Annotated in this window: 13 protein-coding genes and 2 tRNA genes; 5 read left to right on the top strand and 10 right to left on the bottom strand. The window is 64.5% G+C overall.

Features of this window, described 5'->3' with window-relative positions:
- The first annotated feature begins 130 nt into the window (after window positions 1-130).
- Window positions 131-2074: a diguanylate cyclase gene (locus tag RCH14_RS21390; RefSeq protein WP_343028115.1), complete on the top strand. Its 1944-nt coding sequence runs from the start codon at window positions 131-133 to the stop codon at window positions 2072-2074.
- Between the two features lie 2 nt (window positions 2075-2076).
- Here RCH14_RS21390 and RCH14_RS21385 read toward each other — a convergent pair whose 3' ends face one another.
- The 6 genes from RCH14_RS21385 to RCH14_RS21360 form a co-directional block, all read right to left on the bottom strand.
- Window positions 2077-4044: an MHYT domain-containing protein gene (locus RCH14_RS21385; protein WP_343028114.1), complete on the bottom strand. Its 1968-nt coding sequence runs from the start codon at window positions 4042-4044 to the stop codon at window positions 2077-2079.
- A gap of 335 nt (window positions 4045-4379) precedes the next feature.
- Window positions 4380-4454: transfer RNA gene (locus RCH14_RS21380), tRNA-Val, on the bottom strand.
- A gap of 156 nt (window positions 4455-4610) precedes the next feature.
- Window positions 4611-4685, bottom strand: a tRNA-Val gene (locus RCH14_RS21375).
- Between the two features lie 56 nt (window positions 4686-4741).
- Window positions 4742-5443: a DNA polymerase III subunit epsilon gene (gene dnaQ / locus RCH14_RS21370; protein WP_343028113.1), complete on the bottom strand. Its 702-nt coding sequence runs from the start codon at window positions 5441-5443 to the stop codon at window positions 4742-4744.
- A gap of 72 nt (window positions 5444-5515) precedes the next feature.
- On the bottom strand, window positions 5516-5992 hold the full coding sequence (gene rnhA, locus RCH14_RS21365; RefSeq protein ID WP_343028112.1) for a ribonuclease HI: 477 nt from the start codon (window positions 5990-5992) through the stop codon (window positions 5516-5518).
- Between the two features lie 30 nt (window positions 5993-6022).
- Window positions 6023-6811 carry a class I SAM-dependent methyltransferase gene (locus tag RCH14_RS21360; RefSeq protein WP_343028111.1) on the bottom strand — a complete coding sequence of 263 codons (789 nt, stop codon included), beginning with the start codon at window positions 6809-6811 and terminating at the stop codon, window positions 6023-6025.
- Window positions 6812-6837: 26 nt separating this feature from the next.
- Between RCH14_RS21360 and gloB the strand changes: the two genes are divergently transcribed.
- Window positions 6838-7638 carry a hydroxyacylglutathione hydrolase gene (gloB, locus tag RCH14_RS21355; RefSeq protein ID WP_407070106.1) on the top strand — a complete coding sequence of 267 codons (801 nt, stop codon included), beginning with the start codon at window positions 6838-6840 and terminating at the stop codon, window positions 7636-7638.
- Between the two features lie 7 nt (window positions 7639-7645).
- Here gloB and aceB read toward each other — a convergent pair whose 3' ends face one another.
- On the bottom strand, window positions 7646-9235 hold the full coding sequence (gene aceB, locus RCH14_RS21350; RefSeq protein ID WP_343028109.1) for a malate synthase A: 1590 nt from the start codon (window positions 9233-9235) through the stop codon (window positions 7646-7648).
- 172 nt (window positions 9236-9407) lie between these two features.
- Here aceB and RCH14_RS21345 point away from each other — a divergent pair, with 172 nt between their 5' ends.
- The gene (locus RCH14_RS21345) at window positions 9408-10313 is read left to right on the top strand and encodes a LysR family transcriptional regulator (RefSeq protein ID WP_343028108.1); all 906 of its coding nucleotides are present in this window, start codon (window positions 9408-9410) and stop codon (window positions 10311-10313) included.
- Window positions 10314-10399: 86 nt separating this feature from the next.
- Here RCH14_RS21345 and RCH14_RS21340 read toward each other — a convergent pair whose 3' ends face one another.
- From RCH14_RS21340 to upp, 3 genes are all read right to left on the bottom strand, one after another.
- Window positions 10400-10603: a cold-shock protein gene (locus RCH14_RS21340; RefSeq protein ID WP_137176112.1), complete on the bottom strand. Its 204-nt coding sequence runs from the start codon at window positions 10601-10603 to the stop codon at window positions 10400-10402.
- Between the two features lie 319 nt (window positions 10604-10922).
- Window positions 10923-11288: an Hpt domain-containing protein gene (locus tag RCH14_RS21335; RefSeq protein WP_343028107.1), complete on the bottom strand. Its 366-nt coding sequence runs from the start codon at window positions 11286-11288 to the stop codon at window positions 10923-10925.
- Between the two features lie 13 nt (window positions 11289-11301).
- On the bottom strand, window positions 11302-11952 hold the full coding sequence (gene upp / locus RCH14_RS21330) for a uracil phosphoribosyltransferase (protein ID WP_343028106.1): 651 nt from the start codon (window positions 11950-11952) through the stop codon (window positions 11302-11304).
- A gap of 474 nt (window positions 11953-12426) precedes the next feature.
- Here upp and RCH14_RS21325 point away from each other — a divergent pair, with 474 nt between their 5' ends.
- A complete protein-coding gene (locus tag RCH14_RS21325; protein WP_343028105.1) occupies window positions 12427-14163 on the top strand; it encodes an EAL domain-containing protein in 1737 nt (578 codons plus the stop codon).
- Entirely contained in the window at window positions 14160-15653 is a 1494-nt protein-coding gene (locus tag RCH14_RS21320) for an HDOD domain-containing protein (protein WP_343028104.1), read from the top strand. Before RCH14_RS21325 ends, RCH14_RS21320 begins: the two co-directional genes overlap by 4 nt.
- Window positions 15654-15667: the final 14 nt, after the last annotated feature.

Raw genomic sequence — 15667 nt, 5'->3', positions numbered from 1 at the left:
CCGCCTCCCTCTGCTTGTCCACCGCTGTTCCCCTGCCATGACCGTCACCCCAGGCCATTTGATCACCGCACTGCCGGCGCACGCGTCACGGCGGCCAGGGCCGCGGCGCACATTGGTGGGATGTGGGTTGTTGCTGGCGTTCGGGGGCGCGCTGGCAGCGCCGCATCCGGCGTCGCGCCTCGACGATATCGCCAGGATTTCCGAGCAAAATAATGCGCAGGCCCGCACCATTCTCGTGCAGGAAGGCCCTGCCCTGATCGCTGGCGCACCCTATGCGGTGCGGATACGCTATCTGTTCCTGCTGCGCCGTGTACAGGTCGATGGCGGCAACTTGCGCGCAGCGTACGAGACCAACGAGCAGATCATCACGCTGGCCACCGCCGCGCACGATCGGCACAACCTGGCAGTGGCCAGCCTGGGCCGCGTGTATCGTTTGATCGAAAACAATGATCCCGCCGGCGCGCTGGGCTTGCTGGAAACCCTGCGCGCCCGCTACCGCGATCTGGACAGCCTCGAATTCAGGGCCGGTTTCGACGCGCTCCAGGGCGCCGCTTTCAGCGCTGTCGGTCAGTACGACCGCGCCCTGCAGCGCTTCCTGCCCGCGCTCGAGGTGGTCCACAACCATCCTGGCCTGTGGAGTCCGCGCAAAGCCGAGATCCTGCTGGCCATGGCGCGCATGTACGTCAATGCGCGCGATCCCGTGCGTGCGCTCGAGACGCTGCGCGAAGTGCGTGCCGGCAAGAAACCCCTGCCGCCGCGGCTGGATGCGGCGGCGTCGCTCCTTGAAGGCCGCGCGCTCGTCGCGCAGGATCAGCCCGATGCTGGCCTGGTGGCGTTCGAACGTGCGTTGGCGCTGGCGCAAACGCATCAATTGCTGTCGGTCCAGGCCAATGTGCTGGGTAATATCGCCAATGCCTACCTCAAGCTGGGCCGCTACCCCGAGGCCGAGACGGCCGCGCGCGCCGCCTTGATACCTGCCAGAGACAGCGAGGACAGGATCAGCCTGCAGACGGCGAAGGCGAACCTGGGCTTTGCGCTGTTCGGCCAGCGCCGCTATCAGGAAGGCATGCGCCTGGTCGATGAGGTGAGTCTCGCCATGCGCCAGGCCGGCGCCCTGTCCGCGCTGGGACGCATTTTGGACGAAAAAAGCCAGGCGCTGGAGCGGGCCGGCCGTTTCCCGGAAGCGCTCGCCACGCTGCGCGAGCGCGAAACCGTCATGCAGCAACTGTCGGTGAATGACCGCAACAAGGCAATCTCGGCGCTGCAAGAACAGTTCACGTCGCGCGAACGCGCTGCCCAGATCGACAGCCTGCGCCTGGAAAATGCCGCCAAGGACGCCGAGCTGCGTCATCGCACGCTGGTCCAGACAGCCGCCTCGCTGGGCGCTGCACTGGCGCTGCTGCTGTGCGCCGGCGTGCTCTGGCTGTACCGCAAGTCGGAACGCACCGGCCAGCGCCTGACGCAACTCAATGCCGTGCTGGCCCACCACTCGGCGCATGACCCGCTCACCGGGCTGCACAACCGGCGCTCGTTCCAGGACCGCATGCGCAGCCGCACCGGGGAAGCGGCGCCGCACCCGGATGCGGCGGATTGCTTCACGCTGCTCGACATCGACCACTTCAAGCGCATCAACGACGACTATGGCCACGCCGCGGGTGACGCCGTGCTGATCGAAGTGGGCAGGCGGCTGCGCGCCACGCTGCGCGAGTCGGACATGGTGCTGCGCTGGGGTGGCGAGGAATTTCTCGTGTATTCGCAGGGCGTCACGCGTTCGCAGCGGCCATTGCTGGTGCGACGTATTCTCGACGCGCTGGCCAGCACGCCGGTGCTGCTGGCGGACGGCACGCCGCTGGCCATCAGCGCCACGGTCGGCGCCGTCGCGCTGCCGTTTGCCGCGGGGGACGACGAGGCGGGCGCGCCGGCGATGGATTGGCAGCAAGCCATTGCCCTGGCCGATCGCGCCATGTACAAGGGCAAGGAAGCAGGCCGCAACCGCGCGTACATCGTGGCCGGCCTGCGGCGCCCCGAAGGCGCCCTGGAGCTCGACCTGGTGCTGCCGGGCGTGGCAGCTTGAACCTAGGGAAGCACCGGACCGCGGCGCGCATTGACTGCTGCCACGGTCTGTAGCAACGCCGCCGGCACCAGCGGCTTGGCCACAAATTCATCGAACCCCGCCGCCAGCACCTTCTGCTCGTCTTCCTTGCGCGAGAATGCCGTCAGGGCAATCACCGGCACGCTGGCGATCAGGCGGTCCGGCAAGGCGCGTACCTTGCGGATGAACTCGAACCCATCCACCACCGGCATGCCAATGTCGCTGATGATCAGGTCGGGCCGGTGCAGCTCGATCAGGCGCAGCGCTTCCTGGGCGCCGGTGGCGGTCAGGATCGTGGCCTGGCTGGGCGCCAGCACCGCCTGCACCAGCTCGAGCGAATCGAGCGCGTCGTCAATGACCAGCACCGTCAGGCCTTGCAGGGCCAGCGCTGTCAGCGGCAATCCCGGCGCAGGCACCGTTGCAACAGGCGCCGGGACCGAGCTGCTCGCCAGTGGCATGCGCAGCGTGAAGGCGGCGCCCTTCCCTTCGCCTGCGCTGGCCACGCTCAGCGCGCCACCCTGCAATTCGGTCAGCTGGCGCGCAATCGCCAACCCCAGGCCCAGCCCCCCGTGGCGCCGTGTCGACGACGCGTCGGCCTGGCGGAACCGGTCGAACACGAATGGCAGGAACGCAGCGGGGATGCCGGCGCCGGTGTCCTGCACGGTGATCTCGCTGGCGCCGTCGACGGCACGCAAGGTCACGGTCACGACCCCGCCCGGCTCGCTGAACTTGATGGCATTGGACAGCAGGTTGACCATCACCTGCTGCATGCGGCCGCTGTCGCCAAGGATGCGCCCGGCGGCGGCGTCGAGCTGACCAAGCAGCGTCACCTGGCGCGCCAGGGCCGCTGGCCGCGTCGTGTCGAGCGCTGCGTTGATGAAGTCCTGGGGCTGCAGCGGCGCGCTATCGATGCGTACCTTGCCGGCCAATAAACGGCTCATGTCGAGCATGTCTTCGATGAGTTCGGACTGCGCGCGCGCATTGCGCTCGATCGTGCCCAGGCCGCGCTTGAGAGAGGCCTCGTCGCGCGCGCCCTGCAGCAGCAATTGCGACCAGCCGAGCATGGCGTTGAGCGGGGTGCGCAGTTCATGCGACAGCGTGGCCAGGAAGTCATCCTTCATCTGGCTGACGTTTTCGGCATCGAGCCGCGCCTGCTGCTCGATCAAAAACAGCTTTTGGCGCTCGGCTGCGGCCACCAGTGAGGCAGCGATGGTCTGGTTGCGCTCTTCGAGACGCGCATCGAAGATCGTCGCCAGCAGCGTAATGCTCAGCAGCAGCACCGTCGTGATCGTCACCAGCGCCGCCAGATAATCCTGGTCGATGCCCACCAGTGCGGCGCCACAGACGCTGCCTGGCGCGAAGTGGGCGGCAGCCATGCCGGTGTAGTGCATGCCGGCGATTGCGCCGCCCATGACCACACTGGCCGCCAGTTGCAACATGTGGCGCGAGCGCCCGTGCTCCTGCATGCGCATGCCAATCTGCAGCGCCAGCGCCGCCGCACCGATCGCGATGACGACCGACAGCACGAACAGCCACGGAGAATAGGTGATCGCCGGGTGCATCTGCATGCTGGCCATGCCGGTGTAGTGCATGGCATTGATCGCAAGTCCCATCAGCAGCGCACTGGCGGCAAGATGCCGCGGCCGGACCGCGCGGTGCCGCACTTGCCAGAGTGCGAGACTGGACGACACGACCGGCAAGAGCCACGAGACAAAGGTCGTCATTGCATCGTAGCCAACTGGCAGCGGCAGGCGAAACGCCTGCATCCCGATGAAGTGCATCGCCCAGATGCCGCTGCCCATCGCAATCGCGCCGCCGGCAACCCAGACATACCGTCCACGTCCCTGCGCCTGCTTGACCCGCATGGCAAGACTCAGGGCCGTGTACGACGCCAGCACGCCGACCAGAATCGAAACGATCACCAGCAAGGGCTGGTAGTGGCCGTACACCATAGAGAGTTCGCTGGTTGAGTAGATCGAATACCGGCACGTTCCCTGGGCCACAGCCCAGTTGCGCGGTTTTACGCCAAGTGTACAGGGCGAAACGACCGAAGCGGGTGAATTCCGGCCGCCTCGGCACCCGTGAAACGGCATTATTTCTGACAATTATTCGTGCCAATTGGCCCGTGTTGCCTGGACTGCTGCTGGCGCGAACCTGCATCGCGGCACGGTTCTGATTTGCAGCCGCTGCCATGCGCGACCACCATGCCGCCGACCGCGTCATTGCACGCCACGAAAAAAAGGCCCGCACAGTGATGTGCAAGCCTTTTTCGGTCGAACGTATTCGTTGGTGGGAAGTGCAAGTTTCGAACTTGCGACCCCTGCAGTGTGAATGCAGTGCTCTACCCCTGAGCTAACCTCCCAGCGAGGCCGTATTATGCCACAGCCGATAAATTATGCCAAATGGCAATCGACTGCGACCATCGATCCGGACGCGCACTACAAGGCGCACTACAAGGCGCACTACAAGGCGCGCAGAAACGAACAAGGCCAGCATCTCTGCTGGCCTTGAAAATTCTTGGTGGGAAGTGCAAGTTTCGAACTTGCGACCCCTGCAGTGTGAATGCAGTGCTCTACCCCTGAGCTAACCTCCCGAAGCGAGGCATATTATGGCACAGAATTATCTCAGCGTCACCCCTGCGCCGCGTAATTAAGCTGCGTAATTCCGCCAGACGCAGCTACCCTTGACGCTTTTGTCCAGGCCGGCCAGCACGGTATCGTGCTCGGCCAATTCGTCGCTGCTGGCCGCCACGACGATGACCTCTCCCAGCGGCACGATCTCGAGTGCCTCGCCGTCGTGCGTGGTTTCTTCTTCCACATCCATGGTCAGCGAATTCTGGCCACGCGTCATCGCCAGATACACATCGGCCAGCAACTCCGAGTCGAGCAGCGCGCCGTGCAGCTTGCGGTGCGCATTCGAAATATCGTAGCGGTCGCACAGCGCGTCGAGCGAGTTGCGCTTGCCGGGATGCAGCTCCTTCGCTTGCACCAGCGTGTCGATGACGCCGTCGCAATACTGGACGAATGGCGGCAGGCCCATGCGGGTAAATTCGGCGTTCAAAAAACCCAGGTCGAACGGCGCGTTATGGATGATGACCTGGGCGCCCTGAATGAAGTCGCGCAATTGGTGCGCGATCTCGTGGAATTTCGGTTTGTCGCTCAGGAACTCGGTGGTCAGGCCGTGCACCGCCAGCGCGCCCTCGTCCGACTCGCGTTCGGGGTTGATGTAGCAGTGGTAGTTGTTGCCGGTCAGCTTGCGATTGAAAATTTCAACGCAGCCGACCTCGATGACGCGGTCGCCGGTGCGGGGATTCAAGCCTGTGGTTTCGGTATCGAGAACGATCTGACGCATGGTGCAATTCTTCAAAGTGGGTGCCGGCGCAGTATAGCAACTGCGGCGGCGTGCTGCTTGGCCGCAGGCCGCTCAGCGACGTACCGACGCGGCGCCGCGATTGGCCAGCACGTCGGCCCGCTCATTGCCTGGGTGGCCATTGTGGCCGCGCACCCAGCGCCATTCGACGGCGTGTTGCTGCTGGGCCAGGTCGAGCGCCTTCCACAGGTCTTCGTTTTTGACGGGCTCTTTCGCCGCCGTCTTCCAGCCGCGCGCCTTCCAGCCGTGGATCCACTCGGAGATGCCTTTCTGGACGTACTGGCTGTCGGTGTGCAACACGACCTCGCACGGTCGGTTCAGCACCCCCAGCGCCTCGATCACCGCGCGCAGTTCCATGCGGTTGTTGGTGGTGTTTGGTTCGCCGCCGAAGATTTCTTTTTCGTGGCCGTTCGACACCAGCAGCGCGCCCCAGCCACCCGTGCCCGGATTGCCCTTGCAGGCGCCGTCGCTGAAAATCTCGACCCGGGTCGGGTTGGCGTCGCCCTTTGTTCCAGTCATTGTTTCAGCCATTGCTTCACTCGTTGTTTCGCTCATGCCCTGCTATTCACTTTCTGTTCGTTCAATCCGGTTTGCCGCCGGCACTGCCGCCGGTCGCTTGCTGGTTTTCTTGTTCCATGCGGGGCCAATCAGATGCATGCCCTTGACGCGCTTGATTGCATGCACGACGTAGACGGCGCCAAGATACGGCCACCAGCGCCCGCCGGCCGATTCCATCATCGCAAAGCGGCTCAGCCAATGGGCGGTACGGCAAGGTGGCGCGTAACAGCCGAAGTGGCTGCGCGTGGCGCTCAGGTTGAGCAATTTTAGCCAGTCTTTCAGGCGCGGCATAGAAATGAATTCGCCGGTGTCCGGCAAGTAGCCATTGCGCGTGACCCGCCCCAAGCCCTGGCGCATGCCCCACAGGCTGGCTGGATTGAAGCCGCAGATGATGACCTGCCCTTCCGGGATCAGGATGCGTTCGACTTCGCGCAGGACCTGATGCGGCTCTGCGGCGAACTCGAGCACATGCGGCAGCACCACCAGGTCGATGCTGCTCGACGCAAACGGGAGCTCGGTGAAATCGGCCGCGGCGGCGATCTGGCGGCCGCTCGAGGCGAACGCGAGTTCGTTGGCATTCGACGTGCGCGTGGCGACCTGCCACCGGTTGGGCATGCGGCTGGCGGCCAGCGCATCGAGCTGCGGCACGCCGATCTGCAGCGCGTTGTAGCCGAAAATATCCGCCGTCAGCTCTTCCAGGCAGGCTTGCTCGAACGCGCGCACGTAAGCCCCCGCTGGCGATTGGAGCCAGTTGTCGAGGGCTATAATGGATTTCTCGGCAGCGCTATCCATGCCACCTCTTGACTATACACATGACCATGACACCTCCACGGCAGCCGGTCCTGTCGGTACTGACAGTGCCGGCTTTCAAAGACAATTACCTCTGGCTGGTTCACGACGGCACCCATGCGGCCGTCGTCGATCCGGGCGACGCAGCACCGGTGCGCGCGGCGCTGGCCGCGCACGACCTGCGCCTGACTGCCATTCTACTCACCCATCATCATGCTGACCATATTGGTGGCGTCCCCGCCCTGCTTCAAGAGTGGGCGGTACCGGTGTTCGGACCGAAGAACGATGGCATCGATCTCGTCACGCACCCTTTGGTGCAGGGCGATCGCATCGACGTGCCCGGCGTCAACCTGACGCTCGACGTGCTGGACGTGCCGGGCCATACGCTGGGGCACATTGCCTACGTGCGGTGCGACGCAGGCGCGCACTGGCTGTTCTGCGGCGACACGCTCTTCGGTGCCGGCTGCGGACGCCTGTTCGAAGGCACGCCGGCGCAGATGGCCGCGTCGCTGGCGCAACTGGCGCAGTTGCCTGACGAGACGCTGGTGTATTGCGCGCACGAATACACGATGTCGAACCTGGCGTTCGCGCAGGCTGTCGACGGGGATAATGCGGCGCTGGCCGCGCGCGTGGCGGCCGACGGGGCCCGGCGCGCGGACGGTCAGCCGACCGTTCCCTCGACAATCGCGCTGGAAAAAGCCACCAACCCATTCCTGCGCGCCACGACGGCGCCGATCGTGCGCAGCCTGGTTGCTGCCGGGCGCGTGCCTGAGGGTGCAGCGCCGCTCGAGGTGTTCACGGCGCTGCGGGCGTGGAAGAATACGTTCTGACGCCGCCTCAGATTTCCTCGTACAACGGCAGCGTCAAAAATTCCGCGAACGCGTCGGCCGTGGACATGTCTTCGAAGATGGTGGCGGCGCGCTCATAATTGGCGTGGGTGCCATCGGCCGCCACCAGCTTTACCTTTTCGAGCTCTTCGGGAATCATCGCGCGCACCATGTCGGCCGTCACCTTGCGGCCGTCTTCCAGCACGCCCTTGGCTGAGCGGATCCACTGCCACACCTGCGAGCGGCTGATTTCGGCCGTTGCGGCATCTTCCATCAAGTTGTGGATCGGCACGCAGCCATTGCCGGCCAGCCAGGCGCCCAGATAATGGATGCCGACATTGATGTTGTAGCGCAGCCCCGCTTCGGTGATCGGCGCTTCCGGCTTGAAGTCAAGCAGTTGCGCGGCGGTCACGACGACATCGGGCCGCTGCCTCTCGAACTGGTTCGGCCGCTCGCCCAGCACTTTCGTGAATTCTTCCATCGCCAGGCCCACCAGCCCCGGATGCGCGACCCAGCCGCCGTCATAGCCATCGGTCGCATCGCGCGCCTTGTCGTTGCGTACGCCACCCATGGCAATCGCGTTTTTCTCCGGATCGTTCTTGATCGGGATCAGCGCGGCCATGCCGCCGATGGCCGGCGCGCCTCGTGCGTGGCAGGTCTTGAGCAGCAGCAGCGCATAGGCACGCATGAACGGCGCCGTCATCGTCACTTTGGCGCGGTCGGCCAGGCAGAAATCGCTGTCGCGCTTGAACTTCTTGATGCACGAGAAAATGTAGTCCCAGCGGCCCGCATTCAGGCCGGCGCTGTGGTCGCGCAGCTCGTACAGAATTTCGTCCATCTCGAATGCGGCCAGGATGGTTTCGATCAGCACCGTCGCCTTGATCGTGCCCTGCGGGATGCCGAGCAGGTCTTGCGTCATCACGAAGATGTCGTTCCACAGCCGCGCTTCCAGATGCGATTCGAGCTTGGGCAGGTAGAAATATGGCCCGGCGCCCCGTGCCAGTAATTCTTTCGAGTTATGGAACATGAACAGTGCGAAATCGAAGATGCCGCCCGAGACGCGTTTGCCGTCGACCAGCACGTGTTTTTCATCGAGATGCCAGCCGCGCGGGCGCACCAGCAGCGTAGCGACCTTGTCGTTGAGGCGATACGACTTGCCATTCTGCTCGAGCGAAATGGTCTTGCGGATCGCATCGAACAGGTTGATCTGGCCACTGATCTGGTTATCCCAGTTGGGCGTGTTCGAATCCTCGAAGTCGGTCATGTAGCTGTCTGCGCCCGAGTTCAGCGCGTTGATGACCATCTTGCGCTCGACCGGCCCCGTGATCTCGACGCGGCGGCAGTGCAGCGCGGCGGGAATCGGCGCGATGCGCCAGTCGCCGTCACGCACCGACGCGGTTTCTGGCAAGAAATCCGGGCGCTCACCGGCATCCAGGCGCTCTGCCCGCGCGGCGCGTGCGGCCAGCAAGGCCTGGCGGCGCGGCTCGAACGCACGCGTGAGCGTGGCCACCAGCGCCAGCGCGTCCGGCGTCAGGATCTGCTCGTAGGCCGGCTGGATTGCGCCGGTAATTTCCATGCCTTGGGGGATGCTGTGGGACATATCGACTCCTGAAGATGAATGAAAATCGCGTGCAACGCCGGGCCGGGGCGTGCCCCGCTTGGCGTTCATGTTGGCTTCCAGTATATTCACCGGCGTAACGCTAAACGAGACAAATACGCACTTCATCTGTGTGTTTTTGTATTAAATCAACCCAGGCGACAGGACCGTGTGCATGAGCAAGTTCACCCAGATGGCAACCTTTGTCGAGGTCGTGGCGCGCGGCAGCCTGTCAGGTGCGGCGCGCGCCGAAGGCATTGCCCCGGCCATGATCGGGCGCCGGCTCGACGCACTGGAGTCGCGGCTGGGCGTCAAGCTGCTGCGCAGGACCACGCGCAAGCTCGTACTGACCGACGAGGGCGTCGCGTTTCTCGAAGATTGCCAGCGCATCCTGGACGAGGTGGGCGAAGCAGAATCGGCAATTTCGGAGCGCAGCGGGCGTGCCTCGGGCCACCTGACGGTATCGGCCCCGGCCGGCTTCGGCCGCCAGCACGTGGCGCCGCTGCTGCCCTCGTTCCTGGCTGAGCACCGCGACGTGACGGTCAACCTGAACCTGAACGACCGCGTCATCGACCTGGTCGGCGATGGCATCGACGTGGCCATCCGGATCGCCAGCCTGGCCGACTCGAACCTGGTCGGCGTGAAACTGGCCGACAACGGGCGCGTGCTGGTCGCCACGCCCGCCTACCTGAAGCGTCATGGCACGCCTCGTGTACCAGGCGACCTGGCGCGCCACAACTGCCTGGCAATGAGCAGTGAAGGCAGTCAGCGCGGCTGGACGTTTCTCGAAAACGGCAAGCCAATCACGCTCAAGGTCAGTGGCAATATGGTGTGCAACGACGGCGCCGTGCTGCATGCCTGGGCGCTGGCCGGCAAGGGCCTGGCCTGGCGCTCGATGTGGGAAGTGGGCGAGCAGATTGCCAGTGGAGAATTGTGCACGGTACTGGATGACTTCGCCGCACCGGGCAATGACATCCACGCCGTGTTCGCCCAGCGCCGCCACCTGCCGCTGCGCATCCGCGCCTTTGTCGACTTCCTGCGCCGCAGTTACGCGGCGCCCGACTACTGGCGCCAACGTTGACGCGCCAAGCCGGAACACCGAAGGTATAGACGAAAAAAATCCCCGGCAATTCCGGGGATTTTGGTCTCGCAACGCCTGTTAGGCGATTACAGAGGCTGGATGTTCGAGGCTTGCTTGCCCTTAGGGCCGGTGGTCACGTCGAACGAGACGCGCTGGTTTTCCTGCAGCGACTTGAAGCCGTTGCTCTGGATAGCCGAGAAGTGCGCGAACAGATCTTCGCCGCCTTCATCAGGGGTGATGAAGCCGAAGCCCTTCGAGTCATTGAACCATTTAACGATGCCAGTTGCCATTACAATTTCCTATTTCGGTTAGTTGGGCTTACGCCCGTTTTAGATCGTTTGAAGAAGCAAGAAAGAAATGACAGACAGACTGCACTACTACCTCGAACCCAACGATCCCACATTATACCGAATATTTCTCGCGCATGCCCTATTCGTTGAATAAAAATACGTAAGTAGCCCTACGATTCCTAGTGTCAATAAACACGACAGCGCGATTTTTTAATTCGGTATGCAGCAAAGAATAGAGGCAAGGACACTGGATTTGTTTGCGTTTGATCAAATTCGGCTCTGCTCGGCAATCGAGCATGCGCGCTGCGCTACCGGTGTGTCAGGTCAGCGCTTTGGGGTCGCGCAGCGCGGCAGCAATGTACTCATCGAGCTCGGCGCGCCAGGCCTGCCATTCGCCGGCGGCGACGGCATCGAACGCGCGCAGCACGCGCAGGCGTTGTTCCAGCAGGCGCGCGTGGTGACCCAGGCCGCGAAACCCGAACGTCGCAGCGGATCCGGCCAGCGTGTGGAGCATCGCCTGCAGCTCGCCTGCCGGCCCGGCCGGGTCGAACCCGGGCGCGCCGGCAGGTGCGAGCTCCTGCGACAACTCGGCCAGGCGCCCGAATGTGGATGGCAGGCGCGCCGCGAACTTGTCATTCAGTTCGGCCAGGCGGGAAAAGAATTGCTGGTCAGCCGGCTGCATCATGGTCGTGCCGGCCTTACTTGGTGCCAAAGATACGGTCACCAGCATCACCCAGCCCCGGGATGATGTAGGCATGTTCGTTCAGGTGCGAGTCCAGCGAGGCGACGTAGACCTTGACGTTTGGATGCGCGTCCTGCACCACCTGGATGCCTTCCGGCGCGGCAACCAGCGCCAGGAACAGAATCTGCTCGTCCTGCACGCCCCGCTTCTTGAGCACGTCGATCGCATGCACTGCCGAGTTGCCGGTGGCAATCATCGGATCGCACAGGATGAACGTGCGGTCGGTGGTGTCCGGCAAACGGACCATGTACTCGACCGGCTCATGCGTGGCGGGATCGCGGAACACGCCGATGTGCCCGACGCGCGCCGACGGCACCAATTCGAGCAGGCCGTCGCTCATGCCGATGCCGGCGCGCAGGATCGGCACCACCGCCAGCTTCTTGCCGGCGATGACCGGCGCATCGATCGTCACCAGCGGCGTGCGGATCTGGCGCGTCGTCAGCGGCAGGTCGCGCGTGATTTCGTAACCCATCAACAGCGTGATTTCACGCAGCAGTTCGCGGAACGTGCGCGTCGACGTGTCGTGCTCGCGCATGTGCGACAGCTTGTGCAGGATCAGCGGGTGGCTCAGGATGAAGAGGTTCGGGAAGCGCGGATCTTGGTTCATGGCGGGGCTCGACACGGTCGATAAAGCTTGAGAGCGAGCATTATCACAGGCACAACGCGGTTTGTCTCAGCTCGGGCCGAAATAATTCTCACTCGCTCGACCGGCCGGCTTTCTTGTCGATCTGGCACGCCAGGCGGCGCGCACACCCGGCCGCAGACCCCGAATGTGTCGCGATGACACAAATCTGGTTGCAATAAGGCATGAATTTTTCCAATAGATATTTTCTACTCGGCAATAATCGGCGACAATACGCACGTGACGGGCCCGCAAGGCACGGCGTCGACTGACGCGTGTACTGGCGCCTGAAAGTGCGCAGGCGCAGGCATGGCTGCGAACGCGCTGTAGCTTGCTCATTCTGATGCAGTACGGAATTTTTCAGTGATAGACTCGTCCGTGGTTTGTTCGCCCGGCACGGATAACAAGATGACATCGGCATGGCATGACCACGCCGCGAAACGAGAGCCCTGACCGACCATGCATACCCATCCTTTTGCAGCCTCCCTTTTGCCGACAGCGCACCTGCCGCCGGCGACGCTGCTCGACGGTCTGCTGGAAAGCGCGGGCGACGCGGTGTTCCGGGTCGCGCCCAGCGGCACGATCCGGGCGGCGGGCACCCGCGCCCAACGCCTGCATGGGTACGCGCCGGGCTGTTCGCTGGTCTCGCTCGTGCACGATGTCGACCAGGCGGCCTTGCGGCACGCCATCGACGGCGCCGCCACGGCGCAGGAAGCGGCGCTGGTCGAAGCCCGTTTTCGCAGCGGCGAGCGTGACGTCTGGTTCGAACTGCGTATTGCCCAGCTGACCACGGGCGACGATGCACAAATCCTCGTGATCGGGCGCGACATGTCGTCCCAGCACGCGACCGAGGAACGGCTGCGCCACATGGCGACCCACGACGCGCTGACCGAATTGCCGAACCGCCTGCTGCTGGCCGACCGCATCCGCGTGGTGATCTCCAATGCGCGCCGCTCGGGCCAGGGTTTTTCGGTCGTCGCGATCGGCATGGATGGGTTCAAGAAGGTCAACGACGGCCTGGGCCACCCGCTGGGCGACGCCGTGCTGCAGATGGCCGCCACGCGCCTGCGCCGGGTCTTGCGCGACAGCGATACGCTGGCACGCGTCGGCGGCGACGAATTCGTCGCCGTGCTGCCAGGCACGTTCAGCGAAGCCCAGATCAAGCTCGTGACCGGGCGCCTGCTGGCCACGCTGCAGTCGCCCTTCGAAACGGGTGGACACACGATCTACCTGGGCGCGTCGATTGGCGTCGCGGTGTACCCGGAGCACGCCGAAGACGAGGTGCGCCTGGTGACGCTCGCCGACGCTGCGCTGTCGCGCGCGAAGGAAACCGGCAAGGGCCGCACGGTGCTCTACAGCCCGCGCGACCAGGGCCCGCCCGCACACGACATCTCTCTTGAGGCGGCCATGTTCAAGGCCGTGCGCGAAGGCGAATTTCTGCTGTACTACCAGCCGATCGTCGACGCCCGCACGCGCGTCATCGAAGGTTTCGAGACCCTGATGCGCTGGAAACACCCGACGCTGGGCATGGTGCCGCCGGTGCGCTTCATCCCGATTGCCGAAAACAATGGCCTGATCAACCTGCTGGGCGCCTGGGCACTGAAGGCGGCCTGCATGCAGATCCGCCAGTTCCAGGAGGTGGCGGGCCGCGAGCTGTACATCTCGGTCAATATCAGCCCGCGCCAGTTTCGCAGCGACCGTTTTCTGGCGGAGCTCGACGACGCGCTGGCGATGTCCGGCGCCCAGGGCCACCAGCTGGTGCTGGAAATCACCGAAGGCACGCTGATGGTCGATCCGGCCCATGCCGAGGCGATCATGGAAAAAATGGTCGAGCGCAACGTGCGCATCGCAATCGACGATTTCGGCACCGGCTACTCGTCGCTGGCCTATCTGAAGCGCTTCCCGATCTCGGTGCTCAAGATCGACCGCGCATTCGTCAAGGACCTGCCCGGCTCGCAAAAGGATGCCGCCATCTGCAAGGTCGTGCTCGACCTGGCGCGGCACCTGAGCCTGGCGGTCGTGGCCGAGGGCGTCGAGACCGAAGACCAATTGACCTGGCTGGACGAACAGGGTTGCCACTATGTCCAGGGCTACCTGACCGGCAAGCCGATGCCGGCCAATGTGGCCGTCACGGCGCTCAAGGAAAACCTCTACACCGCTCTTCTGCCGGCCGACACCCGGACAGGGAAACCATGACCATACCAACCACCACCGCGCGCTCGGCGAAAGCCCAGGCCACCCTCGCCCTGCTGTGGGAACGCATCCGCCGCCAGGGCGACATGCCCGGTTTTACCAAAGCCATCAATGCCATCCTGGCCTCGATGCGCGGCGAAGACGAGCGCGATTTTTCGATGACGCAGACCGTCCTGTCCGACCCGGTGCTGACCCAGAAGGTCCTGCGCCTGGCCAACAGCAGCATGTACGCGGCCTTCGGCCAGCACGTCAACACGATTTCCAAGGCAGTGCTGGTATTGGGCACCGAAAGCATCGGCCATCTGGCGCTGGGCCTGAAACTGATCGAAGAGCTCGGCCGCAGCACGCCCGACACCGAGATCGCGCATATCGAGATGGAAAAAGCCGTGCTGGCCGGAATGGTGGCGCAGCAACTGGCCAGCGGCGCGCAGGTGCGCAATCCGGAAGAAGCCGTCGTGTGCTCGATCCTGCACTCGCTGGGCCGCATGATGATCACCTTCTACATGCCCGAGCGCTGGACCCTGATCCAGGCCGGGGCCGCGGGCGGCGACGACACGGCGGCGGCCCATGACGTGCTCGGGCTGCATCTCGAGGAACTCGGCCGCGCCACGGCCGCCCATTGGGGCCTGCCCGGCAACCTGGTGGCGGGCATGCGCCGCGTCGAACCGGGCGAACGGGGCGAAGGCTTCGCGCACGATGACTGGCTGGCGGCGCTGGGCACGATGTCGACCCGCGCCGCCGATGCGCTGTGGGCCGACGACGCCGCAGGCGCCGACAAGGTGGCCGAACTGGCCGAGCAGTTCGCGCCGATGCTGGGCATCTCCCCGGCCGGCATCCTGGCCTCGATCGACAAGGCCCGGAGCGCAGCGGCGGCCGATTTGTCGATCGCGCCATTGTCCCGGCCGGCCGAGAAACGGGCGCGCCTGGCTGCGGCCACGCGCGACCGCATCGCCGGCAACAAGATCCTGATGGGCGGCGTGGCCGACATGCGCGACGCGGACCTGAACGCGACCGCCGGCCAGATGATGTCGCTGGCGCTGGAAACCATGCACGAGGGATTGTCGTTCTCGCGCTCGTTCGCCTTCGTGCGCAACCGGCGCGAAGGGCGCTACGCGGCGCGCCTGGCGCTGGGCCAACATGCCAAGGCGCTGCAGCCAAGCCTGGTCTTCGACGACACTTACGAGGCGAACGTGTTCCACGCAGCGCTGGTAAGCGACCGGGTGATCTTCATCGAGAACGCGCACGACGCCAAGTTCACAGCCAAGCTGCCCGGCTGGTGGAAAGGCACGCTGTCGGAAGCGCGCTGCTTCATCGTGATTCCGCTGTGCGCGCACGGCCAGCCGGCCGGCTTCATTTACGGCGACTGGGACGACACCTACCCACAGGTGATCCTGAGCCAGACCGAGTTTGCCTTGCTCAACGAGCTGCGCGCACTGGTCGTGCGCACGATCGAGCGGCGCCACCAGATGGACGCGATCGCGACCCGCGCCTGAGCGGGGCGCGCTCG

Origin of the sequence: Massilia sp. MP_M2 (assembly GCF_039123635.1) — a bacterium.
Classification (GTDB): domain Bacteria; phylum Pseudomonadota; class Gammaproteobacteria; order Burkholderiales; family Burkholderiaceae_D; genus Telluria.
This window is presented reverse-complemented; position numbering and strand designations above follow the sequence as displayed.

Excerpts from the sequence above, each read along its gene's own strand:
- RCH14_RS21385 (WP_343028114.1), bottom strand. The coding sequence starts at position 4,044 with ATGGTGTACGGCCACTACCAGCCCTTGCTGGTGATCGTTTCGATTCTG.
- dnaQ (WP_343028113.1), bottom strand. The coding sequence starts at position 5,443 with ATGCGTCAGATCGTTCTCGATACCGAAACCACAGGCTTGAATCCCCGC.
- rnhA (WP_343028112.1), bottom strand. The coding sequence starts at position 5,992 with ATGGCTGAAACAATGACTGGAACAAAGGGCGACGCCAACCCGACCCGG.
- RCH14_RS21360 (WP_343028111.1), bottom strand. The coding sequence starts at position 6,811 with ATGGATAGCGCTGCCGAGAAATCCATTATAGCCCTCGACAACTGGCTC.
- gloB (WP_407070106.1), top strand. The coding sequence starts at position 6,838 with ATGACACCTCCACGGCAGCCGGTCCTGTCGGTACTGACAGTGCCGGCT.
- aceB (WP_343028109.1), bottom strand. The coding sequence starts at position 9,235 with ATGTCCCACAGCATCCCCCAAGGCATGGAAATTACCGGCGCAATCCAG.
- RCH14_RS21345 (WP_343028108.1), top strand. The coding sequence starts at position 9,408 with ATGAGCAAGTTCACCCAGATGGCAACCTTTGTCGAGGTCGTGGCGCGC.
- RCH14_RS21340 (WP_137176112.1), bottom strand. The coding sequence starts at position 10,603 with ATGGCAACTGGCATCGTTAAATGGTTCAATGACTCGAAGGGCTTCGGC.
- RCH14_RS21335 (WP_343028107.1), bottom strand. The coding sequence starts at position 11,288 with ATGATGCAGCCGGCTGACCAGCAATTCTTTTCCCGCCTGGCCGAACTG.
- upp (WP_343028106.1), bottom strand. The coding sequence starts at position 11,952 with ATGAACCAAGATCCGCGCTTCCCGAACCTCTTCATCCTGAGCCACCCG.
- RCH14_RS21325 (WP_343028105.1), top strand. The coding sequence starts at position 12,427 with ATGCATACCCATCCTTTTGCAGCCTCCCTTTTGCCGACAGCGCACCTG.
- RCH14_RS21320 (WP_343028104.1), top strand. The coding sequence starts at position 14,160 with ATGACCATACCAACCACCACCGCGCGCTCGGCGAAAGCCCAGGCCACC.